Here is a 24554-nt window from a genome sequence, read left to right on the forward strand (position 1 = left end):
CAGCCCGGCAGGTAACGGAAAGTAGCTCCACACGAACAGGCCAGCTTGCGGACGAACAATGCTGTCTCGGGAGGCGATGGTTGCGCATGCCCGGCGCCAGGCGCTCCCTCGTTGGGCACAGCCTGCAAGGGTTCCAGGTTCTGCTACCCGGCTTCGCACAAACCTGTGGGCTTGGGCATCACCGGCCTTCCCGGCCACTCGGGCAATCCTTGCCTGTAAACCGCTCTACGGGCTCGTGGTGATACCGCCGCTGTGGACGGGGCGGACTTCGACGCCGCCGGTGCTGGTGCGGACGGCCGGGTTCAGGCGGGCGATGGCGATCGCGGCGTCGAGATCGGGTGCTTCGATGACGTAGAAGCCCGCGACGAACTGATCCGCCTCACTAAACGGTCCCGCAGTTGTGCTGTCGCGTCGGATGGAGACGGCGCTGGCTCTGGGTGTGAGGGCGTAGGCGAGGGACATCGAGCCTGAGTCTTGGAGGTCGCGTGCGTGCTGGTCGTTCTCCTCGAGGTCGGCGTCAGCGGCTTCCAGAGCGTGGAGGGACTCATCGGCGTAGATGAGGACGGCGAAGGACGGCATCGGGTGGCCTTTCGGTGGGGTTCTTGAGCAACTGCAAGTGCAAGTGTGGGTGTGTGCGTCGGCTAGTTCACGACAAGGTTCTGGTGTCCGTCGATGAGTTCACGCACGATGTCGAGGTGGCCGGCGTGGACGGAGGTTTCCGCGAGGACACGAAACACGACCTCGCGCCCGTCTGCCATGGGCGGGTGCCCGAACTGGGCAGCGGCCGGCCACCAGCGGGGAGGTGCATCCAGGTCCAGGCCGGCGAGAACGTCATCGCTACTGGTGATCTGTTCCTGGTAGATACGGACGGCGTCCGCGCCGGTCATGAATGTGGAGTGCCACCCATCATGGAGGGCTTCAATGGCGGCAGGGTTCGCGCCGAGGACGGCTGAGATCCAGAACATCTCGTCGTCGAACGCGAGGTGGTTCAGCAAGCCCGTCATGGTCCACCCCGACGGAACGAGCGGTACGCTCATCTGCTGTTCTGTGAGCCCTTCGACGGCGTCCAGTACATGTTCTCGTGCGGCCGTCAGGTGGGCGAGCAGCTGGGCGTCGCTCACGCCTTGGACTCGTAGCCGATCAGCCACCGGAGTCCGTGCCGATCGGTGACCTGGCCGTCCGCGCCGTCCCACGGTCGTTGGATCAGGGGATCTATCGCCGTTCCGCCGACACTGAGCTTGTCGAACCACTCATGCAGCACTGCCGGCTCAGCTGTGCCCAGCAGGGAGAGCAACAGGCCCTCGCACCGCACCGAGGGCTCTCCCTCCGGCGTGTCAGAACCCGCGAGGGAGACAACACCACTGAGGACCCCATGGGCGACAGCCTCTGGTGGGCCGTCGGTCCGGCCGTGATCCTCGTAGGAGTCCAGGGACAGCTCGCCTCCGAAAACATCGGCATAGAACCCGAGTGCCTGCCTCGCGGTTCCAGGAAAGCTGACGTAAACGAGGGGTGCAGCCATGATTACTCCTGACATTGATTCTGCGAAGCAGGCCGAACGGCCTTCCACTACCTTTTAGACGGTCCTGCGACAGCAAACTCATCGAACCTCGATATCGCCCGCGCATGTGAGTCGCAATACGGGTCGGTGCGGCGCGGATCGGAAAGATTCCCGTCGAGCCGATGGGGGATCCGGGCACAGTACCGCGTCTAGTCACAGGCGACTTCGTGCAAGCTCGGGTAAACAGGATTATGACCGTCTCCATACACCAGTAGTGCTCCACCTCCCAGACCCCAGGACAACTCGTACTGTTCGTTGTCGATTGGGCGGATTCCGTCGTCGGCCGTCCACGACCCTGAACGCCAGCCCACACCCATTGGGTGCACCGAGTAGACCTGGCCTCCACCTGACATGAGAAATGAACTCTCCCGGGCGACGGCCCGGCATCCATCCGATGCGGAAGGTTCTAAAACCGTATATGTAGCACCGAAGGCGGCGTCTCCGAGGAACGCGACGACGCACCCGCCAACAGCCAGGGGCGTAACACTCCTCCACACCGGCGCTACTCGACGACCACCCGGAGATGTTCTCCGGTCGTCCTCACCAACGACCAGACGCCGATGGACAAGACCGAGGATGACGGAGACGACAGACAGGACAACACCCACGACCCACGGCGGAGGGACAAACGCACCGAGGACAACGATCAGTCCGCACCACCCCAGCACCAGGATCACCAATGCAGCCACCCCGCACAGCACCGAAACCCGATGAAGCCGCTGCACTAGCGAGTGGCTGACAAGGTCCCGCGATGACGTCATCGCGAAAGCCTACAGGTGGCTCTCGAGCGACCGGCCCAACAGTTGCCCTGGTAGGCGCAACCCAGCGAGGGTGAAATTACCGTGTGCGTTATCAGGGCAGAGAAGTCTGAATGATCGCCGCGGCTTGCTGGTGTCGGTAGAGGGTAGCGCGGCTCCAGCCCACGAGACGGGCAGCTGCCTAGGCCCTCCAACCCTTCGCCCGGGCATCGGAGGCAACCGCGAGCTTGTCGGCGCTGTCCTTCAAATTCACTGCTGGCCGGCCGAAGCGGGTGCCGTTCTGCTTAGAGGCAGCGATGCCGGCATTGATACGCTCCACGACAAGCTCCCGCTCCTACTCGGCCAGGGTCGCGAGCATGTTCAGCATCAACCGCCCGGTCGACGGCACCGGATCGATCCCGTCGGAGAGGGACCGGACGAGGATCCCGCGGTCGCCGAGCATGTTCACCGTGTTGAGGACATCGATGAGAGAGCGGCCGAGCCGGTCGACGCGCCACACCACGACGGTGTCTCCTTCGTCGGCGTACTCGAGCAGTTTTTTCATCCCAGGCCGCTCGATCGCAGCCCTCGTCCCCGAAGTCACATCAGCGAACACCTACCGTTTGTGTACGTCGACGGCGATCAATGCGTCGAGCTGCAACTGCGCGTCCTGGCTCGAGGTGCTGACTCTGGTCTATCCGAAATGCCTTATCTCGCCAATTTGGCTCAAGAACCCTGAATGCGAGCACCTTTGAGACGAAACTCGGCGAGACAAGTTTCCAAGACAGAAAAAGGCCCGTGATTCCGGGGGACTGGTTGCGCGGTGCTCGACCCGATCGGATGTCTTGTAATGCTTCAGGTTTCCAAGACACGCCAAGGAGGACTCCTGGTCCGTTCGGGTGTTCCTTGGATGCTGGAGCGTGCAGAGGGATTGTTAAGCGGATCTCGGTGAAGCGGTAGTTACCGTTGAGCTATGTCGTTCGGAGGGGTTGCGAACATCCCGAGACTGTAGGCGAGCAAGATAAGGGACATGACCAGCCCTGACCCAACGGCTGCTCCGAGAGCACTGGTCTGAGAGCCGATGAGCAGGCCCACACTACCCAGGACGGCAAGAACCCCTCCAAGGGTGTAGAACATGCGTTCCTTGAATGCCCATGCGAAGGGTATGAAGTGGAGGCCGACGACCAGGGCGATCAGCGCGGGCTGAAGCTCCAGTTTCCCCAATGATGTCAGCCGTCCGGTGCCGAAAGCTATCAGCGCGAACTCCATGACCACGCACAGCAGGTAGATTCCGATCTGCCGACCACGAGGAGCAGTGAATGGGCCAAGGTAGCGCGGCGAGGCGAAGAGGAACCAGAGGGTGCAGGCAACAGCACCGACGATTAGGGTACGCGCGACCACAGAGAGCAGGTCTATGAATCCTGGAGTGTAGGAAAACACAAAGACGCACGCGCCGAATAATCCGATGAGAGTTCCCATTCGTCGCGGATCCGCGAAGCGCGGAGGTGCACCAGCTGAGTTCCGTGCAGTGCTGCTGCTACCAGTCACAGAAAGACCCCTGAAGAGAAGTAGTTACCGCTGGCAGTCAGCTACAACCCGAGAACCCGCAGATGAAGTGCTCACAACAGTACCCCGCACGGCGAGTTCCACGCGTGGACTCCGATTCGCCCGTGATTCTTTCGAGACCACCAGTCCACTCATAGGAGATTTAATGTGGTGCGCCGAGTACACCCAAACACAACTGCGCAGATCGAATCAGATCGCATGGTTTTAGGGTTCTTCTGCGGCTTTCGCAACGGAGAAGTGCGAGGGTCTAGATATCGTGCAACATGAGTCAGCGAGCAGCCCGTAAGGGGATCCACCTGGGCGCACTAGCAGGGATTTTGCCGCGCGGGTTGGAGGGGAGTAGGAAACAGTCTTATGATCCTTCCTGCTGTTCGCGATCCTCGTCTCGTGACCATCCGGCGCGGTGGACTCTTGGACGAGGCTGATCATCGGCTCCTGGCATTGTGGGCAGCTACCTGCGCGGAGCACGTTCTAGGGCTGTTCGAGGAATTGAACCGGGTGGATGGCCGGCCTCGTGCGGCAATCGAAGCAGCACGCGCCTGGTCGCGTGGCGAAGCGAGGATGATGGTCACCCGTGCGATCGGAGGACACGCGATGGGCGCAGCGCGTCCGTTGCGTGGTGCTCCACGATTCGCGGCATATGCAGCCGGCCAAGCAGCTTGTGTCGCCCACGTTCCCGAACATGATTTGGGTGCGGCCGCCTATGCCATCAAAGCCGCTGCAGCTGCAGCCCCCCGCGCCCAAGAACGCGACGTCGCACGTGCTGAGCGCGACTGGCAGCGTCAACAGATTCCAGCACACCTCCGCGCTCTTGTCCTCGAGGACCAAAACCGCAGGAACAGCATCTGCTGGTCCGTCTTCAATGACTGACGTCATTGGTTCTCGCACTCACCTGCCCTAGCCGTCTGTGGTTCTGGTGCTGACCGGCAGACAACTGGCGCGTGGAGTTGTCTGCCGGTCAGCGCAGATAAGTTGGCCTCAGCTGTTGTGGTGCCAATGAGTGGGACGGTTGACCGCGGGAGGCAGGAGCGTGCGTGCGTCGCCTCGGGCGGCGTTGAGTTGGGCCTGTGTCAGATAAAGGGCTTTCGAAAGATCGGCCCCGTCGAGACGGGCGTCTCTGAGGTCAGCGCCGAGGAGGTCAGCGGCGGACAGGTTACACTCCCGCAGGTCCGTAGCGATGAGATAGGCACCTCGAAGATCCGCCCCACCCAGCGACCGAGACCTCAGCTTCCTGCCGATGAGGTCCGCCCCCGGAGCAAGTGCAGCATCTAGGTGATCATCACCCGTGGCGAGGTACGAGGATCGCACTTCTTCGCTGACGCCCATCAGCACGGACCGAACCTGGGCGTGCAGGTCGCCGAGGTCCAGGGCCAGGACTCGCTGTGCATCTTCCATCGCACTCCCGATCGCCATTCTGAGGTCGTTGACTTGGTGTTTGGTGTCCAGGTCAAAGGTCCGGGTGGTGGCTTCCGTCAGGTACCAAAGCATCTCGTGGAGTTGCCGAACGACCTTGGATGTCGCGAACATGCTTCTCGCTGTTCCTGGGTCCGCTTTCCAGCTGGTTCCTTGGAAGAGGTTTTGGGAGACGTTCTGACCGGCTCCGAAGCAGTCGAAGACGGTGCATCCCCGGAAGCCTCGCGGTCGGAGGCGGTCGTGGATAGTGCAGGAGAAATTGGAGGCCAGGTTCTGGCAGGGAGTTCCTGCTGGTTTGTCGACGGCGAAGTCCGTGGTGCGGGAAAAACCCAGGGCGGTGCAGCAGAGCGCGAAGCAGTTACCGCAATCAGGGCGCAGTGATTGCCGGTTTAGGACTGGTGAGGAGGGCGCGGTGGAGTCGTTCGAGGTGAAGGGCATGGGAATCTTCTCTGGAGGAGTTCGGTGAAGGACCGGGTGCCAGGGGAACTCGTGAAGGAGTTCCCTTGGAGGGCACGCGGAATCACCGCTTCCGAAGGAAGCGAACGGGAACCGCTGCGTGGACTCTGGTCACAGAGAAAGTAGGAATGTCACTGCCGTCGAAAATACCATCGCGTCCGACCTGTCCGTTAGCCAGGCGCGGAACTCTATAAGAGCATCATGTCTCAGAAATGTGTCTCACATCGTGTATTCTCATCAAAGTAGAAATAGGCCTTTGATGGGCGTGAGGAGCATGGCAGTGGGAAGTGTCGGATACGCCAGGGTCAGTACCTGGGAGCAAAACGCAGATTTGCAGCATGCAGCGCTGACGGCAGCTGGCTGTGATCGGATCTTCACCGATCACGGAGTGAGTGGCACGACAGCCAGTCGGCCGGAGCTCGACAAGCTCGTCGATCACCTCCGCAAGGGGGACGAGGTCGTCGTGTGGAAGTTGGACCGGCTCGGACGTAACGCCCGCAACCTGCTAGCTCTCATCGATGACCTGGAACGCAGGGGAGTGCACTTCCGCAGTGTCACCGAAGGTATCGGCACTACCGGGCCGATGGGCAAAGCCATGCTCACTGTCATGTCCGCTTTCGCCCAGCTCGAGCGCGACCAGCTCGCCGAACGGACCAGGGCAGGCATGGCCGCGGCCGCAGAACACGGAAGGAAGGCTGGCCGGCGGGAAGTCACCACCGATCACGCGAAGGTCCGACGAGCCCGAGACCTCAGAGCCCAGGGGCTTGCTCCTGCTGATATCGGGAAGATCATTGGCGCCAGTCGGGCGACGGTGTACCGCTACCTGAGTCTGGGAGCGAACGAGGCGCCCTGACCTAAGCCAGGGTTACTCAACAAGCCCGGCATAGAACACACCAGAACAACGCCACCTATCACCACGACGCGCACACGTGATCCCTGGCCTCAACCGTACGGTCCTTCCGTGGTAGACAAAGAACACCCGATCTGCAGAGGATCCCCTGTGACTCATAAAAAGCAGCACGTACTGACCGATCCGACATCACCAGCTTTTGGCATCATATCGACGGCGATCATGGGAGCCCTTCCCCTCATCGATGCCTCCAAGCTGGACGGCCGGCAGCTCCGCGCCGTTCACGTCGCAACCGCTGTCTTCACCGGCCTGTACATCGGCATCACGGTCGGTAGTATGCGGCTACCGCTGCGAGCACTGGTCGGCCTCTCCGCGGCCGTGGCCACCCTTCGCTTCGCCGATGTCGGAGATGTCATCGATGCCCGCTTCGAGGACAAACTTCGACGCATCGGCATGCGGCATCCACCCCGCGGGATGGCAGCAGGTACCGCAGCCCTCACCTTCCTGGGATACCTCAGCGATCGTGCTGCAGCCAGAAGGAAGCAGTCCATGGCGACGCCAGGTGATCAACCTGAGCAGGACTCCTCGCCTCATTAGTCTTTGGCGGGCCGTACCCGATGCAACGTTCCCGGGGAGCGCCGGCCTAACGATGGTGAGTGCCACCCGTTCGCGTGGGGTGGAGTAGTTGAGGCGCTGAAAGGGTGGCATCGTGCGGAAGGTAGGACGATACTCGGCTGCATGGTAACTACCGGCACTCCCTCACTCACCAAATCCATTCCGCGCGGCATGGCGGCAGGTATCGCCGGAACAGCAGTGATGTCAGCATTTCAGCAGTTCGTCGAGATGCCGATCACGGGGCGCGAAGCCAGCTACGCGCCCGCCGATCTCGCCGAACGCATCCTGCCCATTCATCCCCAGACCCAGCAGGGACGCGAGCGTTTGAACTGGGGAACTCACATGGCTCTAGGCACTTTGTGGGGATCAGCGTATGGGATCACCACCCATGCTGGCCTTCGGGGAGTCAAAGCTTTCGCGGTCGTGTTTCCTGCCGTGTACACCGGTGATGTGCTCCTCAACACCGTCCTCGGGTTGTACAAGCCCGGCACCTGGACCGCCCAGGAATGGGCAGTCGACCTCACAAACAAAGCAGTGCAGGCAGCAGCAACCGGCATCTTCAACGACCACCTCTTCAACAAAGACCAGGAATCTCTGCCCGCCGAATAAGGGGCTGGATACTTTGGTCGACATTGCCGATGATCGAATGGAAGGGCCTGGACCCTCGTGAACCGTTGATCCGGCGTTCATGCCACAGGACCTCGCTACCTCAAGCGCTTCCATCGTTGGAGGCGTCAATCTCCATGATCGAGAAAGACCAGAAATGGCTAATCTGAGTGCTCTCGCCCTTACTTGTTCTCTTACGCCCTCACCGGCACCGTCGAGCAGCGAGCTGCTCGCCCGTCACGTGCTCGATGAACTGGAAAGCTATGGCGTAAGCGCTGCCTCCTTGCGGGTCGTCGATTACAACGTGATGCCGGGAGTGCAGACAGACATGGGTGCTGGGGACGATTGGCCAAGGCTCCGTGAGCACATTCTCGCAGCTGACTTTTTGGTCCTCGCCACCCCTATCTGGATGGGTCACCCCTGTAGCGTCGCCCAGCGCGTCATCGAACGGCTCGATGCTGAGCTTTCCGAGACAGATGATGAGGGCCGGCCCCTCATGTACGGAAAGGTCGCGGTCATCGCCGTGGTGGGCAACGAAGACGGCGCCCACAAAGTCATTGCCGACACACAGCAGGCTCTGAACGACGTCGGGTTCACCGTTCCCGCCCAAGGTGGAACCTACTGGGTAGGGGAAGCGATGCACAAAGTTGATTACCAGGACCTGGACAGCGTCCCCGAGAAAACCGCAGCCACAACCGCCAGCGCGGCCCGCAACGCCGTCCATCTTGCCGGGTTCCTATCTGCCACCCCGTACCCTGCCGGGTGAGCGAGGCGACCGCTATCGCGAAGCAACTCAATTGGTGAGAAAACGTTCTCAGCGGGCGATAGCCGCCGTCATCGTGGACACCGAAAAAACCTAACTAGCGCTGGAGGACGACATCAGTCAAGCAGCGGTTCGTTCGCGAACTTGGCTTTAGGCTGCTGTGGAAAGTCATCGATGATCTCATTCAGTGCCGCTGCAATCGTGTTCCGTTCACCCTGTGCGAGCGGGTACATGCCGTGGAGGTAAGCGTCGAGCTCGAATTCGCTTCCTACTGGATTGTGACTGCGGTGCCCGAGATGATGATTCCGCCGGCGACTGGGATGTCGATGGTGAGAAGACTCGGTCGGCCGACGTGCCGGCCCTGGTGGATGAGGATCCGTGTTGGTGGTTCGACCTGGTTTAGCGCCCGTAAGTAGCCGCCGAAGGCTGCCGCTGCTGAGCCGGTTGCGGGGTCCTCGGTGATCGTGCCGACGGGGAAGAGGTTGCGTGCCTCGAACTGCGGCCCCGAGTTCTCGGCCATGTCCATGTCCACGAGGACGGACACTGTTCCGGGCCAACCATGTTCCTGCATGAAGGACCGCATAAGGTCGGGGTCGAAGGTGAACCGGTCAAAGTCATCTGAGTGTGCGAGGACGAGGACAGGGTGCCAGTTGCCGGCGAAGGCTTCCTTGGCCGGGTAGCGGAAGTGCAGGTCGCTGAAGGTCAATCCCAGAAGACGCAGCAGTTCCTCGAGGACTCCGGGTCCGAAGTCGCGAAGCTGGGGTTCGACGCTCGTGAACGCAGCTGTCAGGTCACCTCCCGGCGCGCGGGTGGTGTTGATGACGATGTCTCCAATGCTTGTGGCGAAGCGGAAGGTCTGGGCGCCTAGGATTTCGGCGAGAGCGATTGCTGTGGCGATGGTTGCATGTCCGCAGAACGGGACCTCGGCCAAGGGCGAAAAGTAGCGAACCTCTCGCGCTCCGCCGGTCGGGGTGTGGTCGGCCACGACGAAGGCCGTCTCGGCGTAACCGATCGACGTGGCGATCGCCTGCATCTCGTGCGCGTTCAGGGCGGATGCGTCGAGTACGACTCCTGCCGGGTTGCCGCCTGCAGGGTCGGTCGTGAACGCCGCATAGCGCAAAGCGCCACCGAGGGAGGAAACATCTGTCGTCATCCCACCAGCGTAGTAACCAGCGGACAGATATCGGACCCACGACGGCGGTCAGTGTGCGAGCATCCCTTGGAGTGGTTTATCCCATCACAACCAAGACTGGCTTCGAGTGAACCGGCGTTCAATCTTCGCAGGCACATCATTAATAAACCTGACTACCCAATGCTGGAGAACAAGCAATGGGTTACCCGTCAGCACGGCCTGGCCCAGAATCAGGTATCCGTGAGCATCACCGAGCAAGGCCGGTCCCTCCTTGGTGCCGCGCAGGAATGCCTCCGAACCCTCCAATTACCAGCCGACGTCGAAGCCTTGCGCTCTATCCTCGCCACAATCATCAACCGCGTCATGCAACAGCCGGGGTAATGCCCTGCATCGTACGTCCGCACCACCACTGCTGATCGTGTTCACCCCTGCTACCTGCAGCAGTAGAAGCAGGAACAGGGAAGGGGAGTGCATCCGATATAGGTGCACTCCCCTTCACGTCTGGATCTCTTAGCCACAGGGTTAATTGGGGTGCCGGGCGGGGTGAGTGTCAGTCTTTTCTGAAAGCGTCCTTGAGCTTTTCGCCGGCCTGCTTGAGGTCGCCCTTGGCCTGGTCGCCCTGACCTTCGGCTTTCAGGTTTTTATCCCCGGTGGCGTGACCGGCCGCTTCCTTGCCCTGACCAATGAGTTTCTGCGCGGCGTTGCTGATCTTGTCATCCAGTCCCATAACGTTTCTCCCTACGGTTGACTTGAGTGATCCCGCGATCGGTCCTAGGACCGACAGCCTCAGTCTAGGCACCCCTACCACCAGCGCTCCTCCCCGTAAGAGCCGCCTTGCATGGCGGTACGGAGTATCTGCACAGCGGCTTCGCTATAGCTTGTCGGAAGTGCCTCCCGTGCGTACGGGGGATCGTTCAACCTGGCCGACCTGTCAAGGCTTCAGTGGCTGTCCCAGCTCATCATTTACCGGGCCCACCTGAGGGCAGTAGTTTTACAGCATCCGAGTCAATCCGCTCAGTGTGTGAACGTTGAAGGGGTGTCCTCATTCCTGTTCCAACCGGTCAAAAACTCCTCCCTCGGGTGGGGGTGCACAAGGAGGAAGACAGTGTTATGGCACAGAACCTGAATCAGCCCGTCACCGATGACAGCATCAAGGTACGCCAGTTCAGCCACTACCAGTTCAGCTGGGTGGCCGGAGAGCCGGGTCAGCCTGGGTCATGGACCCTGCAGCTGGTCCTTGACCAGGGTGCCTGGGAGGAAGTTCTGACACTTGACGCCAGTGATGCAGACAACCTTCAGGATCTGCTGTCCTCAGCTGAGACGGTGTACTACGACGTGCAGCGCCGGACCCTGATGTTCGGCACCACAGAAGCCGGTCACCACTAGCACCCGGCACCGCAGCAGCGCCCGCGAAACCGAGGACCAACAACTCGAATCAACGGTTCCAGCTGGCAAAACTCTCCCCGCTCAGGCGTGCGTCAGGGCACGGAAGCCGCGGCGCGAACGGCGACCTTACGTAAGGGCCGCCCACATGCTGCAGAGGTATCCAAACCAAGCACCCATGAAGAAAGATGAACCATGAACAATCCTGTAGGACACCCACCTCATGACAAATCAGCGGACGAGGAACTTTCCGCCTCACTGGCCGGTCACAGTCACCTATCGGATGACGACGACGGTTCGTCTGCTGCACCGATCGCGGATCCGTCACCGGAAGCCACTGACAAGGACGAAGCATCGCCTGTCCTGGAAGAAATCGAAGACAGTCCCGTACGGACAGAAAACAGCTGAACCAGCACGGCCCTATCTCACGACTGCTCACACCTGAGAACAAGAAAGCGCCCGGACGAGGAGCCCCACGGGGATCAGCAGGCGGAGCCAGAAATCACAGTTGCCCTCGGATCTTCACAGGCGTGCAGGTTGGGCATCGAGCCGACGATGCGGGGTGCACGGCTCGAGCAGTCGCCAAGGAGTTTGGTTGTGCAGATCCCCAAGGTCTCCCTAGACTCCTGCACGGGTTATGCAACAGCCCAAATGAGTGACAACCAACGAAGGGGTCCATCATGGTTTTTGCCTCCCTCTTCGCCCTTTTCAGCCCTCCAGCCGTCCACGAACCCACGCAGAGTGCGCCCGAGGACGGTCCTGCTGTGAACATCCCCGAGGTGAACATCCCCGAGGTGAACGTCCCCGAGGTGAACGTCCCCGAGGTGAACGTCTCTGTGGTGAACATCCCTGTGAGGGGTGGTCGTCGTGGTCCTCCACCCCGCAACCCGATCAAAGGTTCGGTTGAGAACTTGGGCACCCGGAGTGCCGTGTCGTCTGGTGCTGCAGGGAATCTGGGGTCACGATCCGTGCGTCAGCTACGTGTTCTTGCCGATCACTTGTACCGGGAGTTGGATACGGACTTCCCGCCTTTCGGTGCGCAGGACGCCTACACGATGGTGGTCGACGAATTGGGCCTACGGGAGGCCTCACAGGACCAGGGTGAGGGCTGATCTTCGAGGAAAAATGCCTTCAGGGACAATCCGCTGCGTGAACGCTTCGAGCTGTTCAACGATGGTGATCTCGTGTGCTCCCTGACGTACATTCTGCGCGCCGGCCAGCTTGTGCTGCGCGGAACGATCGTGGCCACGGAGCACCGCGACGAAGGGCTGGAAGCAGAGCTCATTCGCGATTCTCTCCTCAGCGCGCACAGACGCAGGTTGTCCGTCACGCCATACTGCCCTCATGTCCAGGCATTCTTGGCCGTGAACCCACACTTCCAAGCCCTGGTCTCCAGCACCTGAAACGCACAGGCAAGGCCATTGTTTTCAGGCCTGTTCTCTGTCTGTTCTGGTGATACCGCTTTGTCCCAGGCCGGGTCCTCTTGCAGGTCTTGTGACGGGTCCTATGACGGGTTTTACCGAAGGAGATACTCTCCCTATGCTCGGCCACCTTGCCCTATGACGGGCCCTGCATCGTTTAGCGACAGCCACGACAGTTACGAGATCGAGAGACTTGGTCGGTGCGCGGTGTTCGTGGTGATGCGTCGGCCTGTTCGCATCACGGAAGCCGATGCCCTGCAGATCCTGCAACGAAGCTTCGACGCGACGGGCCATCGGCAGTACGTGGTGCTGGTGGACATGAACATGGTCCTTGACGTGTCACCGGAAGCTCGACGGATTTTGACCTCCGCGCGTAACGTCCTGGCGGCAGCGCTGCTGGGCCACACGCCCATCGACCGCGTCCTGTCAGCCCCGTACGAGGACGCCGTGTACCCGAGTAAATTCTTCATTGATCATCAGAGCGCGTTGGATTAGCTGTGCCTCATGCACCACCTCCTCTGCACGGACCCGGTGGACCATACGATGAGCCTCACCGTCGACCTCAACCCCTTCCGGCGTCGCAGCTAAGGTGCCGGTCGAATTGAAGCAGAATGCCCCGGTACCAGCAGAAGTCTGGATGGGTATTGCCTAGGGTGAGTCTGCTGATAGTCTCAGCGCGGTTCAGAAGAGAGCCCGGTCATTTTCTCGTGCTTTCTTCCTGCTGATAGGCGCCCCCCGTGAACTCTCGTCTCACTCCTGCTGAACCCTTCCCTGAGGACCTCACCCACCTTGACCTCCCGGAGGTCGAGGTGCTCAACAGCAAGATCCAGCGCGAGCTCGCCCACGAATATGTTCATAATGGTGAGCCCGACCCGGAGACGGAGTTCCGCCATGAAGAAGTGGTCGAGGAACTCGACCGCCGCGACGCAGCAGACGAAGATACAGCAGCACCTCCGCTGCACATCGTGACCCTGCCGGCTGAGACCGCCCTCCCGGGCTAACACCGGCAGGCATTGTGGAAGGGCATCAGCGGAAGGGTAACCACGTTGCCCTTCCACGAGTCGCGGTGATCGGCTTGAGGGGGACGCGCGCAGTGGCAATGCCCCGGCAGTGCTCGTTGCATCTCCTACCCCTGGTGTCGTTGCTGGTCCTGCTTGTGGATGCCCCGTTTTCCATCGAATTGTGTTGGCTCTTTTGAGGGCCTGTGAGGAGTATTCGTTGTGCCTGATGAGAAGGAATTAGTTGAGGAAGCGGACGAGAACCGTATGGCCGCCTTGTTGCAGGACATGGTGCTCGACAGTGATGGTGTCCAGGAGTTTTTGGACGGTCTGGTCGAGGTTGCTTCGACCGCGTTCACCGGCTCCTATGGTGACGTGTTCTGCGGGGTCACCCTGCTGCGTCCCCGGTCGATGACCACGGTTGCCAGCAGCAGCGACCAGGCCAAAGTCATGGATGAGGTCCAGTACGGCTTCAACGATGGGCCGTGCCTGCGGGCTGCCCGCGAGGGCTACACCGTGCACATCCCTGACTTCCTGACAGAGACACGGTTCCCCAAGTACCGCGAAGCGATCGCCAGCTATGGTGTCCGCTCCGCCCTGGGCATCCCGATCCGCCTGGACGCCGGCGCCAGTGCGGGCCTGGATTTCTACTCGACAATGCCCAACGCGTTCACGGATACCAGCATCGCGGTCGCAGAGGGATTCGCACGGGATGCTTCAAAGTCCTTGCGGCTCGCGGTCCGGATCGCGTCCCTGAATGACATCACCGAACACATGAGGACAGCGATGGAGTCCCGCACCACGATCGACCTCGCGGTCGGGGCCATCATGGGACAGAACCGGTGTAACCAGGACGAGGCCATCAAAATCCTGCGCAGCGCATCCCAGGGGCGCAACGTGAAACTGAGGGACCTTGCTTCGAACCTTTTGACGTCCCTGGGGCAGACGACCCCGGTACGGACCCACTTCGACGGTTAACTCCACGCCCGTCGGTCTGGCCGGTCGGCGTGACGGATCGGTAGGGCTGATCGGAATGGGCTCAAGCCTGCTACTGATCAGGTCCCTGCACCAGGTTCATTGTTGTCGCCGGGTTCGTTGTCGTCTGGTTCGTCGGGCAGAAGCCGTGGGCCGTTGATTTCGTCTTCAACCTGACGTGCGAGGGTGCGCAGCTTCCTGCCGTCCCGCATCGAGTATTCGCGTGGGGCCTGATCGATCACGCACAGCGTTCCGATCGTCCACCCGCCCGGACCGCGCAGCGGGTACCCGGCGTAGAAGCGGATGTACGGCTCCCCGAGGACCAGCGGGTTGTTCCTGAACCGGTCATCCTCCAGGGCATCCCGGACGATCAGGGGTCCGGCGTTACGGATCGTGGCATTGCAGAACGAGATTTCCCGCGGCATGTCCTGCTGGACCGGACCGATGACGGATTTCAGAAACTGCCGGCGGTCATCAATCAGTGCCACGATCGATGAGCTGACACCGAAGTAGTCCTTGGCTTCCTGGGTGATCCGGTCGAACCGTGCCTCTCGCGCTGTGTCCAGCAGCTGGGACCGGGTGACCGCGTCGAGGCGTTCGGCTTCCTGCTCTTCGGCGGTGAACAGGAACGCACCCGCAGCTCCAAGGGCTCGGCGGGAATTCCTCGACGCCTGAAAGGGCTCCTCAGCGACGCAGCGCGGGACCCGCACACTGGTGTCAGCGTGTGAGAGAAGGTCATTCGTGGCCTCGGCGAGCAGGTCACATTCATTGGCCGGCAGGATCAGCAACCCAGCAAGGTACGCCTCGATCTCGAACCGCGACACGGACCCACCCATGCCGTAGTAGCTGACCCAAACATCCTCGACGCTCAGATGAGCGATCGATAGTGCTTCCCGCATCCGCTGAACGTGCGTTGGAGTGCTCATTCTCAAATCCTCCGGGCTATCGGCCCACCGCAGCCGTCCGACCATCGCTGCGTTGCCTGTCCGGCAACCCCCTCTTTCAACAGCATGCTTACTAATCTGTACGGTAGCAACTGAAAGGGCTGAAGGCGCGAAGGGGTGTGTCCTTGCACAACGACAGATCCTCATGATCGGTGCAGCAAGTAGGGGAGCAGCCCAGTAGTAAGGACCTCACAGGAAGGACATACTGCACCTCCTAAAAGTCAGTCGTGACACTCGCATCGCGGCAAAACCCTCACACTGAGGCTGTGCACGTCCCCCGTCCGCTCCAAGCGAGCAGCCGATGCCGGTGACGTGAGGTAAATGTGTGCAGGCGGCCCCCTTCGGTTTCTGCTGTCCAGGCGTGTGCGGGACAAGCAGCGGAGCGTAGGTCGCTTGTGCCGTGCCCAAGTGGTCAGGAGGCGCACCAACCCCTCCATCACAGTCGGTCAGCTCCGACCGTTTAAGGGCCAGTTCTTTTGCATCACTCAAACTGTGAGTTTTCGCCAAGATGGCGGGGTTCTGATCGGGTGATTGGCGGGGTTGAAAGTCGACGCAGCGCGTGGCTAATCCGGCTAGGGGATTGCTTACCGGGCATTCCGAAAGTGGCGTACCTCGCTCAGTTCGTCCTGCGCTTCATTGCTACACGAACGATGAGGTGGCATATGAACGCCGCAGGCACCAGGACGACCGCGCCAAAGGCTTCATCCCTCGCGCCTAGCGGCATCCCGTCGCGGCTAAGTTCTCGGCCCGCCGCGATCACGCCGGCCAGCATGACGGGCAGTGCGGTCACGACGCCTGCCGTGTAACGCCGGGCAAGAACAGTCGCGCCGAGGTGCGTCCCGACGTGCGCGCCTAGTCCTGCGACCACTGCTCGGTACAGGCGCGAACTGCCCGCCGTCTGCGCGCCGCGGATGCAAGCGAATCTGACGAGCAGACCCATCAAGCCTTCCGCTGCCCAGGACTGGCGCGAGTCCATCCGCAGCGCGTGAATCCCGGTACGGTGGGCCAGGTAGTTGCAACTGGCCGGGAAAGTTGCGGCTTCCTCGAGGTCGTGCAGCGCCCACGCGAGGAAGAGCCCCGCTGGCCCGCAACGCCATGTGCGATTCCGAAGTTTCTGGGGTGCTGCCACTTGTTCATCATTCCAGTGGAAGTCAATTGTGCAGACTGTTTGTGCACAACCGAGGTGCTCGGTGGGGGCTGAGCCCGGGCGAAGTGGCGATCGGCTCGTGCGGTAATAACGCCTGCTCCTCGGCAACCGCTTTGGACACCGCTCAGGTCCCTGGTCAGGTCGCGTCAAAGGAGTCCGAGCTCGAGCAGCTGGCGAGCCAGGGAGAGTGAGTGAGGTTTGAGTGATGAGCCGGTGATTATGCGAGTCCGTCGATGTTGTTGAGTTCCAATTCGGGCTCGGTTGCCAGTGAGCGCAATACTCGGTGGTCCGTCTGCGTGAAGTGACGGGGTTCCTGATCGATGACGCATAGGGTTCCGATGATGTAACCGCTGGGTCCGCGTAGCGGGGAGCCGGCGTAGAACCGGATGGATGGTGCTCCTAGGACAAGTGGTTGGTGCTGAAGCGGGCATCAGCACGCGCGTCGGGTATGACGAGAAGGCCCTCGCTCTGAATGGTTACGTTGCAGAACGCCTGTTTGCGGTCAATGTCCCGGGCCAGGGGCCCGACAACCGAGCGCAGGACCTGCCGGTCCGCTGTTATCAGGGCGATGCTGGCAGTCGTTACATCGAAGGTCGCCTGGGCGCGTCGGACTATCCGGTCGAACCGCTCGTCGTCCCCGGTGTTCAGGAGCCCGGACCGCGCCAGGGAGCGCAGGCGTAGCTTTTCCGCTTCCGCCCGTGCCCGCGGTCCTGGCACTGCTTGCACGTCGGCCTTCGTCCCGCCCTGTGGTGGAGATGCTGCATTCGAATCGCTTCCTGAGACCCCAACCCTGTGGTCGGACGGACCCTTCAAGTATTGCGTGCGTTCAGGGTTACGGGGTGTCAATGGGTACCTCGCTGGGGGTGAAGCCGTCGTACCGGACTGCTGTGATGAGCACGCTGAAGACGACGAGGTCGTAGATCACCCAGGCGACGTTGACCAGGGTGCCGAGCGGTTCGTTCAAGCCCAGGACCAGGCGGACGATGCCGATCACGGCGGCGATGGTGAGCAGGGACATCGCAATCAGTTGGGGTCGGATCAGGTGCCAGTCCCGGCTGTTGCCCTCTTTCACCTTCGGGGTCACGGCGAAGCCCAGGGGGCGGCCGAACCAGACGTTGCGGGCGGCCGTGGTGCAGGCCTTGATCCAGGTTGGGAATAGGGCCAGGCTGTACTGCTGGCCCCGCCACGTCTTCGCTCCCCGCCCCGCGACGGCGAAGAGGAGCTGGTTGACGATCATGAAGGGTATGAACCGGATGAAGAAGTCGGTGCTGAGGCTGGTGACCGGCAGGATTCCGAGGACGAGGTAGATGATGGGCGCGGCGATGTAGACGACGGCGGCGAAGCCGGCCAGGTAGCTCCACATGGTGGCGAAGTACATGAGGCGCTGTGTCCACTTCATTCCCCGTTGGGAGAGGGGGTTCTCGCGCAGGAACACCTGGATGGTGCCCTGTGCCCAGCGCAGGCGTTGGGTGAGCATGGTCTTGAGGTCCTCGGGGGCCAACCCGATCGCCAGGATCTCGTGGTGGTACACGCTTTTCCAGCCAAGGCCGTGCATCCGCATGGAGGTCGCCATGTCCTCGGTGACGGAGATCGTCGCTAGCGGCATCACCGGTTGCGCTTCGGTGTCACGTTCGACGGAGATGGCCTCCAGCACGGCCTGCACCGATTCGAGGGCGCCCAGCGGAGACCACTGCCGGGTGGAGAGCTGCATGACGGCGGATTCGATTTCTTCCGGGGAGAGCTGGTCATGGTCATGGCCCAGGCCCATGGCGGCGATTTCGGCCAGATCTGCCTGTACTGCCGAGACGTCCGCGGCGACCAGTTCCTGGACGGCGGCATCCACGGTACGCCTCAGCTCGTAGGTGATCTCGCTGTACGATCGCCCGTTCTTCAGGTCCATGCGGGCCCGCTCGGTCGCCTGTTCCACTTCATCGAGCAGGCGGGTGACCAGCGGGTCATTCGCTGCAGTGGAGCGTCGTGCTTTACGAATGGCGGCGCGGGAACCTTTCAGGGCCCGGCGAATATTCTGCTCGACTTCCTTCACGTATCCCATCAGTCCGAGTTGCATCAGGGCTTCCCGGCGCAGGATGGCGTTGGACCCGCAGAAAAACGCGGCGTTCCAGCCATCCTTTCCCTGCTGGAGCGGGCCGTAGAACAAGGGAGCCTGGCTGCCCAGGGGGTCGTTCTCGGGGACGTTGATGAACCATTGCGGGGTCTGCACGAGCGAGACTTTGCGGTTGTTGAAATAGCCCAGTGTCCGGTCCAGAATCTCCGGCTTGGGGATTTGATCCGCATCGAGGATGAGCATGAACTCGCCCTGCGTCATCATCAGGGCATTGTTGAGGTTGCCGGCTTTGGCGTGGCGGGGGCGGTTCGCCCATTCCGCGCTGCGCGTGAGGTAGCCGATGCCGTGCTGCTCGGCCAGGGCCCGTAATTCGTTCCGGGCTCCGTCGTCGAGGATCCAGGTGGAATGCGGATACCGGATGCGTTGGGCGGCCAGGGCGGTGTCCATGACCATGTCCAATGGTTCGTTGTAGGTGGTGATGAAGACATCCACGGTCAATCCCGCGGGCGGGTCCGGGGGAGTGCGTTCGCGCAGCCGCCACATGGTCATCCCGAACAGCATCACGTCGATCAGGCTGTACGTCTCCGCCAGGACCAGAGGCACGGCGATCCACCACGCGGACCAGTTCAGTGACTCAAGCCAGCGCCAGCCCACGTAGTTCACGCCCAGGATTACCGTCAGCACCACCAGCAAACGAATGAGGAATCGGTTCATATCAGCTCCCTGTCCTGTGCTGTGGGGGACGGTGTCGTGAGTGCTGGCCGCCAGGAGCACAGCACGACGTGGTGGTCGGTAGGCGACCGTAGTCCGGCTCGGAGAGCCTGGAGGAAGCGATGGATTTGCTCCGTCGTGGAGCGGATGATCGGCGTGGAGTGATTCATCAGCGGGGGATGACGCGGAACAGGAAGCGGGTCCTGACCATGATCCAGAGCAGGGCCAGGATCACGATGTAGGCGGCGGTGTTGAGCCAGATGTCGCCTTGTCGGAGGGCCGGGATGTTGGCTGCAGCGAGGATCAGGAAGACATGGAGGATGAAGACGTAGAGGGTGGCCTGGCCCAGGGGGATGAGGAACCAGCCCAGGGTCCGCTCGAGGGGTTTCCAGTAGGCGCTGAGCAGGGCGTATCCGGTGATGATCACCAGCAGTACGTTGAACAGGCGGCCGGGACCCAGGTAGGTGCGCTCGAAGAAGCCGTCGTAGACGGTGCGGAAGGTCTGCTCAGGTAGGAGCGCGAGCCTGACGTCGTAGGCGTTGGTGAAGTAGGGGCTGGTCCAGGAGAACACCGCGAGGGCCACTGCCAGAAGCGCGCACGCCCACAGCAGCACCCTTTGGCGGGGGTGGGAGAACCAGGCCACGATCTGGCGGCGGTAGTAGCCGGCGGTCATGCCCAGGACGAACAGCACCTGCCAGACCAGCAAGGGGAAGGAGTCCTCGAACTGTGAGGGCAGCAGCCGGGCTTTGGTGATGGTTCCGACGGCGTAGAGTCCGAGGCTGACGGTGAGGACCAGCCAGCCCTTGCCGCGGCTGAGCATGACCAGGACGAGTGGACTGAGGGCCAGCAGGATGACATACAGGCCCATGACGTTGAACTGCCAGGGCCCGATCTGGAGCAGGAACAAGTCCGGGATGAGGTGCGCGGGCACGGGGAACTGGAACAGGCCGCCCATGCCGGCGTAGAGGTCGTAGACCGTGCCGGCGCCCCCGGTCCCGGTCGATCCTGTTCCCTGGTCCGTGAAGGTGGTCACGGCGGTCGCGTCGAGGAAGGGCAGGCGGCTCAGGGCCAGGACGAGAAGAACCACCACCAGGGCGGTCACGTAGAGCTTCCAGGCACGTTTGCTCGTGCGGTCCACGACGTCGCCGAGCTGGTCCTTGATCCGGGGCCCGTAGACCAGGCCCAGGACGGCTCCGGAGAGCAGCACGAACAGTTCCGCCCCGGAGACGACCCCGATGGTCTCCTGGGTCAGCAGCTGGAACAGTGAGGTGAGCCCGACGTGGTTGACGACGACGAAGATGATGGCGATACCGCGCAGCATGTCGATGCGCGCGTCGCGGGACGAGGTACCCTGATACGCCCACCGTTGGACGGGTCGTGTGCGCGGCACCAGGCACAGGGCCAGGCCTGCGACGAGAGCGGCGCCCGCCACGGTCCACCCGACTGTCCCGGTCAGCGCCGTTCCGGTAGCAGGAGTCGCGACACCATCGAGGGAGGACTCCTCCACCACGGGGCCGGTCACGGTATCCCCGTCCTCGATCCGCTCGGCGAACCTGGCCGCCAGGTCGGGGTCCGCAGTGACCCGCCAGTCCACGCGGACCGAGCCGTTCTCGCGGTCCTCGGCGGTCTCGTTCCACACGATGGCCCCGATCAGGTCGTACCCGGTGTCCGGCGCACCGAGGACCTGATCCCACCAGGTGCTCTTGACCTCGATCTCCGAAGCGCCGTCCTCGACGTCGGGGCTGTAGAAGGCCGCTGTCTCGACCATCAGTGGCCGGTCACGTCCGGCTGCGTAGGTGGCGTAGAAGTCCCCGGCGGCAGGAGGCCCGTTCGAGGACGCAGGACCAAGCAGGGCCTCGAACTCGCCGGGCTCGGGACGAGCGTTCCGCGCCGACGTCTCATCGGTTTCGTCATGGTACGCGGTAAGGCCCACCCAATCGACCACATCATCGCCAGGATAGTAGGGGGCGTACGCGTCGTCGTCGAAATCCCACACCCCGTCACCATCGGTATCCAGCGCGCCGAGGGCTCCCCCGGACGGCGCTGTCTCCGATGGCTCGCGGAACGGGTAGTCCTCCGCAGCGGTCGGAGACCATACCATCACAGGATCCTCGAGCTCGTCGTCCATCGCGGCCGCGAGCACGCGGAACGCTTCCCGGTAGGCCTCGGGTTGCTGCCCCCACGGCACCCAGGGAGCGTTCATCTGCGGGGCGAAACGCACGAACACGACGCCCTCGTAGCCTTCGGCGACGTCTGCTACCTGTGCGCCCAGGGCTGAGGCCCTGGGATCGTCCACGTCCTCCAGTGGAACGTCGGGGCGGATGGTGAGCAGGGCGTAAGCGCCCTCGTCCGCGACCTGACCGAAGTAGCCGCGTAGGTATCCCTGCTCCTGCTCACTCATCGGCAGCGGTACCGTCCGCCCGTACAGGGCCGCCGGCGCTCCGAGGCGCTGTTCATACCCTGCGGTCGAGTCCGTCGCCCAGTCCAGCAATGCTCCCAGAAATGGCCCTTCCTCCGACGGCAGAGGAAGTTGTTCGGGCTGCTCGGCAGCCCGGGCCGGGGCCGCGACCATCAGGAGTAATGCCAGCAGCAGCGGCGCGAACACGGAGAGCATCAGCTGGGGTGTGAAGTGCCGGCTGCTGGTCACATCTGTCCCTCTGCGCCGCTCGGAACAGGTCGCATCGTGTCCTGTCGGGGCTCCCCATCTACGAAGTGACACGTCCGCCGCCCTCCTTCGCCAGCCCTGGCGCCCACCGCGAACCTCGACTGCCCCAACCTCGACGTCCCCGATACCCTGGACGCACCGGTGGCCACCATTGCGGCCACCTTCTTCACCCTCGTCGGGGTGTACGACCTCGTCGCTGTCCACGCGCCCTTCATTGCCAGGCGCTCCCGGGAGGGGCAGCCTCAAAAGGCAGCGGGACCGACGAATCAACCCTTGGTCCGCGCGCCGGCGATTGATGCAGGCTCCGGCGAATTACCAGGAGCGTGAGGTCGTCCGAGGGGCGCGGTGGGGTATTGACGAGCGCCCTTATCAACGCTGCTGTGTCGGAGCCGGGAGCCGTCGTGGCTCGCAGGTCCGCCTGGAGCTGGTGCAGGTCATCGCCGGCCAGTTCCAGCAGGCCATCGCTGGGAACGATGAGACTGTCGCCCGGCTCAAGGACAAGCGTCTCCGTGGGCCATTCGTAATCGGGGATGACACCCAGGGGAGGGCCGCCGGACGGCAGCTTGAGAACGTCTCCGCCAGCGGTGATGTGGTGCGCGAGACTGTGTCCCGCATCGGAATAACGGACCACTCCAGTGTGAACATCGAGACTGCCATGAAAAGCGGTGACGAACACATTGTCGAGAGTCAGTTCGTTGTCGAGCTCGCTGGAAACCCTGGTGAAGGCAGGGCCTGGCTCAGCCTGCCCGGCTGCCCGCAATCGGGACTGGACGGTGGCAGCCAGGATGGCAGGGCCGGCTCCCTTGCCCATCACGTCCGAAACCGTGAACCGCAGGAACCTGCCGTCGACCTGCCAGTCGTAGAAGTCCCCGGACAGGTCTCCGGCAGGGCGCGTCAGTGCATGTACCTCGTACCCGGGCAGGGCCGGGAGAGGAGCGGGCAAGTGCGCCCGTTGGATCTTGGCGGCATTCTTCATCTCCGCGCCGACGAGGATCTCGCGTTGCACGATCGCGCCGAGATCACGCAGGATCTGTTCCTGCTCGGGATCGAAGGTTTGTGGGTGCTGATCAATCAGGCACAACGTCCCGATGTTCCACCCGCCGGGACCCTGCAGCGGTTGCCCCGCGTAGAAGCGGATATTGGGCTGACCGGTCACGAGGGGATTGGTGCGGAAACGGTCGTCCTGGCGGGCATCTTCGACCACCATCGTGTTCGGGGTCATGATCGTGTGAGCGCAAAAAGCATCAGCTCGGGGAATGACACTGTCCAGGCTTCCAGCCAAGGACTTCAGGAATTGGCGGTCATCAGCGACCAGGGCCACCGTCGCGGTGCTGACTCCGAAAAGCCTCTGGGCAAGCCGCGTGACCCGGTCGAACCTCTCCTCGGAAGCGCTGTCGAGCAGTTCAGTGGAGGCCAGCGACGCCAGGCGCTTCTGCTCATCCTCCAGCGCTGTCCCGGGCACCACGTCGGTCATAGGTCACGTACCTCCCTGCGCCGCCTTGCGCGGCGCCCTCATCTCTCCCCCCATCCCATTCCTGCCTCAACCCCTTTGATGAACCGGCGGCAGATTATCCGGAACATCCACCTCACCCCTGGCGCAGGGCACCAGATCCTACCTACCAGCTACTGACGCCCATCGATATAGACGCCAGTCAGGACACTCGCAGTAACAGGCGTTGGATCGCGGGACGGTCTGTGTGGCCTCGCCCGTCGTGCCACGTCACCCGGGCCCTTACGCCGGGCGGAAATCCTGATTCGTGGTTTTGGTTCATAGGTTTCACCCTAGAAGCTCGAGAACACCGACCGCCCAGTAACCGGTACTTCATTTCAGGAGTTGACCACCTGTTCCACCTGACATTTCTCGAACGACTGAATCACATGGGACGACGACTCCTGGAGGCACAACGGTGAGGTGATGGTTCTCAAGTGGTCCGCGCGCCACTTACTCGGCAGTGACGGCCAGCATTCCCGGTACGCAGCGCGCGCTCGGGGTGCTGGCACAGCATCGTGTACCGGCCACCTCCGGTTCGAGGGTGCTATCGCCTCCCTCGCCCTTTGACTACCTCCGGGCCTCGGGGTCCTCCAATCGAAACACCGCGTGGCCTGTCTCCTCGCGCAGTTCCACCGCGGCCCCAGAATTCTTCGTGAGGACCGACAGATTATGCACACCCGCTGCTACGTCACCTCGATTGAGGGAGCAGCCGCACTGTCCGCATCGTTCCCCACGGACTCCAGCGGAGCTATATTGCGCGGGAGATTGCTTATCGGGATCCGTGACTGCGACACTGCTGCGTTTTGAGGAGCTTCTAGTGAGTCGCGGTGATAGTCGCGGGGATAATTGGTGGGTTGGGTGATCTCGGTACCGGTAACAGCTGGCTGACCAGCACCGGAAGCCTTCCAGGCGTGCGCGGCGCTGGAAGGCTTCCGGGCTCGTCATCACCTGGTGATGGTGATGACCTCGCTGACCAGGCTGGTGCATTCGTCCTCGGGGCCCCCAGGGCCCGCAGCCCCACCAGGGCCCTCAGGCCCACCAGGGCCATCGGAGATAC

At 62.3% G+C, this 24554-nt stretch carries 26 protein-coding genes and 1 pseudogene; 13 read left to right on the forward strand and 14 right to left on the reverse strand.

Annotated features, from left to right (window positions below; genetic code table 11):
* Nucleotides 1-225: 225 nt before the first annotated feature.
* The 5 genes and pseudogenes from ACX80H_RS10960 to ACX80H_RS10980 form a co-directional block, all read right to left on the reverse strand.
* On the reverse strand, nt 226-579 hold the full coding sequence (locus tag ACX80H_RS10960) for a YciI family protein (RefSeq protein WP_459313280.1): 354 nt from the start codon (nt 577-579) through the stop codon (nt 226-228).
* A 62-nt stretch (nt 580-641) separates the two neighbouring features.
* On the reverse strand, nt 642-1121 hold the full coding sequence (locus ACX80H_RS10965; protein ID WP_459313282.1) for a mycothiol transferase: 480 nt from the start codon (nt 1119-1121) through the stop codon (nt 642-644).
* Nucleotides 1118-1519 (reverse strand): VOC family protein, encoded by a 402-nt coding sequence (locus ACX80H_RS10970; RefSeq protein WP_459313284.1) that lies wholly within the window; start codon nt 1517-1519, stop codon nt 1118-1120. Before ACX80H_RS10970 ends, ACX80H_RS10965 begins: the two co-directional genes overlap by 4 nt.
* An 891-nt stretch (nt 1520-2410) precedes the next feature.
* Nucleotides 2411-2956 (reverse strand): annotated as a pseudogene (locus ACX80H_RS10975) (recombinase family protein).
* A gap of 299 nt (nt 2957-3255) precedes the next feature.
* Nucleotides 3256-3774, reverse strand: a complete 519-nt coding sequence (locus tag ACX80H_RS10980; RefSeq protein WP_459313286.1) for a DUF7010 family protein — start codon at nt 3772-3774, stop codon at nt 3256-3258.
* A 441-nt stretch (nt 3775-4215) separates the two neighbouring features.
* On the opposite strand from ACX80H_RS10980, the gene ACX80H_RS10985 reads away from it, so the two are divergent.
* Nucleotides 4216-4731: a putative immunity protein gene (locus ACX80H_RS10985; protein WP_459313288.1), complete on the forward strand. Its 516-nt coding sequence runs from the start codon at nt 4216-4218 to the stop codon at nt 4729-4731.
* A 108-nt stretch (nt 4732-4839) separates the two neighbouring features.
* Here the strand turns inward: ACX80H_RS10985 and ACX80H_RS10990 are convergent, their stop codons facing one another.
* Nucleotides 4840-5712, reverse strand: coding sequence for a pentapeptide repeat-containing protein (locus ACX80H_RS10990; protein ID WP_459313289.1), 873 nt, complete (start codon nt 5710-5712; stop codon nt 4840-4842).
* 292 nt (nt 5713-6004) lie between these two features.
* Here ACX80H_RS10990 and ACX80H_RS10995 point away from each other — a divergent pair, with 292 nt between their 5' ends.
* From ACX80H_RS10995 to ACX80H_RS11010, 4 genes are all read left to right on the forward strand, one after another.
* Nucleotides 6005-6583 (forward strand): recombinase family protein, encoded by a 579-nt coding sequence (locus tag ACX80H_RS10995; protein ID WP_459313418.1) that lies wholly within the window; start codon nt 6005-6007, stop codon nt 6581-6583.
* A gap of 147 nt (nt 6584-6730) precedes the next feature.
* Nucleotides 6731-7177: a hypothetical protein gene (locus ACX80H_RS11000; RefSeq protein ID WP_459313291.1), complete on the forward strand. Its 447-nt coding sequence runs from the start codon at nt 6731-6733 to the stop codon at nt 7175-7177.
* A gap of 141 nt (nt 7178-7318) precedes the next feature.
* Nucleotides 7319-7804 carry a hypothetical protein gene (locus tag ACX80H_RS11005; protein WP_459313292.1) on the forward strand — a complete coding sequence of 162 codons (486 nt, stop codon included), beginning with the start codon at nt 7319-7321 and terminating at the stop codon, nt 7802-7804.
* Nucleotides 7805-7958: 154 nt separating this feature from the next.
* On the forward strand, nt 7959-8567 hold the full coding sequence (locus ACX80H_RS11010) for a flavodoxin family protein (protein ID WP_459313293.1): 609 nt from the start codon (nt 7959-7961) through the stop codon (nt 8565-8567).
* 265 nt (nt 8568-8832) lie between these two features.
* On the opposite strand, the gene ACX80H_RS11015 is transcribed toward ACX80H_RS11010, so the two are convergent.
* Together ACX80H_RS11015 and ACX80H_RS11020 are read right to left on the reverse strand one after the other, a co-directional pair.
* Entirely contained in the window at nt 8833-9717 is an 885-nt protein-coding gene (locus tag ACX80H_RS11015; RefSeq protein WP_459313295.1) for a PhzF family protein, read from the reverse strand.
* A 529-nt stretch (nt 9718-10246) separates the two neighbouring features.
* A complete protein-coding gene (locus ACX80H_RS11020) occupies nt 10247-10423 on the reverse strand; it encodes a CsbD family protein (protein ID WP_459313297.1) in 177 nt (58 codons plus the stop codon).
* A 383-nt stretch (nt 10424-10806) separates the two neighbouring features.
* Here ACX80H_RS11020 and ACX80H_RS11025 point away from each other — a divergent pair, with 383 nt between their 5' ends.
* The 7 genes from ACX80H_RS11025 to ACX80H_RS11055 all read left to right on the forward strand — a co-directional run bounded on the left by ACX80H_RS11025 (nt 10807) and on the right by ACX80H_RS11055 (nt 14476).
* A complete protein-coding gene (locus tag ACX80H_RS11025; protein WP_459313299.1) occupies nt 10807-11082 on the forward strand; it encodes a hypothetical protein in 276 nt (91 codons plus the stop codon).
* A gap of 192 nt (nt 11083-11274) precedes the next feature.
* The gene (locus ACX80H_RS11030; protein ID WP_459313301.1) at nt 11275-11487 is read left to right on the forward strand and encodes a hypothetical protein; all 213 of its coding nucleotides are present in this window, start codon (nt 11275-11277) and stop codon (nt 11485-11487) included.
* A gap of 272 nt (nt 11488-11759) precedes the next feature.
* Nucleotides 11760-12191 carry a hypothetical protein gene (locus ACX80H_RS11035; protein ID WP_459313303.1) on the forward strand — a complete coding sequence of 144 codons (432 nt, stop codon included), beginning with the start codon at nt 11760-11762 and terminating at the stop codon, nt 12189-12191.
* Between the two features lie 72 nt (nt 12192-12263).
* A complete protein-coding gene (locus tag ACX80H_RS11040) occupies nt 12264-12482 on the forward strand; it encodes a GNAT family N-acetyltransferase (RefSeq protein ID WP_459313305.1) in 219 nt (72 codons plus the stop codon).
* Nucleotides 12483-12707: 225 nt separating this feature from the next.
* Nucleotides 12708-12995, forward strand: coding sequence for a DUF7793 family protein (locus ACX80H_RS11045; RefSeq protein ID WP_459313306.1), 288 nt, complete (start codon nt 12708-12710; stop codon nt 12993-12995).
* 242 nt (nt 12996-13237) lie between these two features.
* Nucleotides 13238-13501 (forward strand): hypothetical protein, encoded by a 264-nt coding sequence (locus tag ACX80H_RS11050; protein WP_459313308.1) that lies wholly within the window; start codon nt 13238-13240, stop codon nt 13499-13501.
* A gap of 219 nt (nt 13502-13720) precedes the next feature.
* On the forward strand, nt 13721-14476 hold the full coding sequence (locus ACX80H_RS11055; RefSeq protein WP_459313310.1) for a GAF and ANTAR domain-containing protein: 756 nt from the start codon (nt 13721-13723) through the stop codon (nt 14474-14476).
* A 77-nt stretch (nt 14477-14553) separates the two neighbouring features.
* Here the strand turns inward: ACX80H_RS11055 and ACX80H_RS11060 are convergent, their stop codons facing one another.
* The 3 genes from ACX80H_RS11060 to ACX80H_RS11070 all read right to left on the reverse strand — a co-directional run bounded on the left by ACX80H_RS11060 (nt 14554) and on the right by ACX80H_RS11070 (nt 16952).
* Nucleotides 14554-15399, reverse strand: coding sequence for a GAF domain-containing protein (locus ACX80H_RS11060; protein ID WP_459313312.1), 846 nt, complete (start codon nt 15397-15399; stop codon nt 14554-14556).
* A gap of 634 nt (nt 15400-16033) precedes the next feature.
* The gene (locus tag ACX80H_RS11065; RefSeq protein WP_459313313.1) at nt 16034-16546 is read right to left on the reverse strand and encodes an HXXEE domain-containing protein; all 513 of its coding nucleotides are present in this window, start codon (nt 16544-16546) and stop codon (nt 16034-16036) included.
* 235 nt (nt 16547-16781) lie between these two features.
* On the reverse strand, nt 16782-16952 hold the full coding sequence (locus ACX80H_RS11070; protein WP_459313419.1) for a GAF domain-containing protein: 171 nt from the start codon (nt 16950-16952) through the stop codon (nt 16782-16784).
* Between the two features lie 20 nt (nt 16953-16972).
* On the opposite strand from ACX80H_RS11070, the gene ACX80H_RS11075 reads away from it, so the two are divergent.
* Nucleotides 16973-17245, forward strand: a complete 273-nt coding sequence (locus ACX80H_RS11075; protein ID WP_459313315.1) for a hypothetical protein — start codon at nt 16973-16975, stop codon at nt 17243-17245.
* A 151-nt stretch (nt 17246-17396) separates the two neighbouring features.
* Here the strand turns inward: ACX80H_RS11075 and ACX80H_RS11080 are convergent, their stop codons facing one another.
* From ACX80H_RS11080 to ACX80H_RS11090, 3 genes are all read right to left on the reverse strand, one after another.
* A complete protein-coding gene (locus ACX80H_RS11080; protein WP_459313317.1) occupies nt 17397-19343 on the reverse strand; it encodes a glycosyltransferase in 1947 nt (648 codons plus the stop codon).
* Nucleotides 19344-19509: 166 nt separating this feature from the next.
* Nucleotides 19510-21987 (reverse strand): OpgC domain-containing protein, encoded by a 2478-nt coding sequence (opgC, locus tag ACX80H_RS11085; protein ID WP_459313319.1) that lies wholly within the window; start codon nt 21985-21987, stop codon nt 19510-19512.
* 229 nt (nt 21988-22216) lie between these two features.
* Entirely contained in the window at nt 22217-23479 is a 1263-nt protein-coding gene (locus tag ACX80H_RS11090) for a PP2C family protein-serine/threonine phosphatase (protein ID WP_459313320.1), read from the reverse strand.
* Nucleotides 23480-24554: the final 1075 nt, after the last annotated feature.

Source organism: Arthrobacter pasteuri (assembly GCF_054510955.1).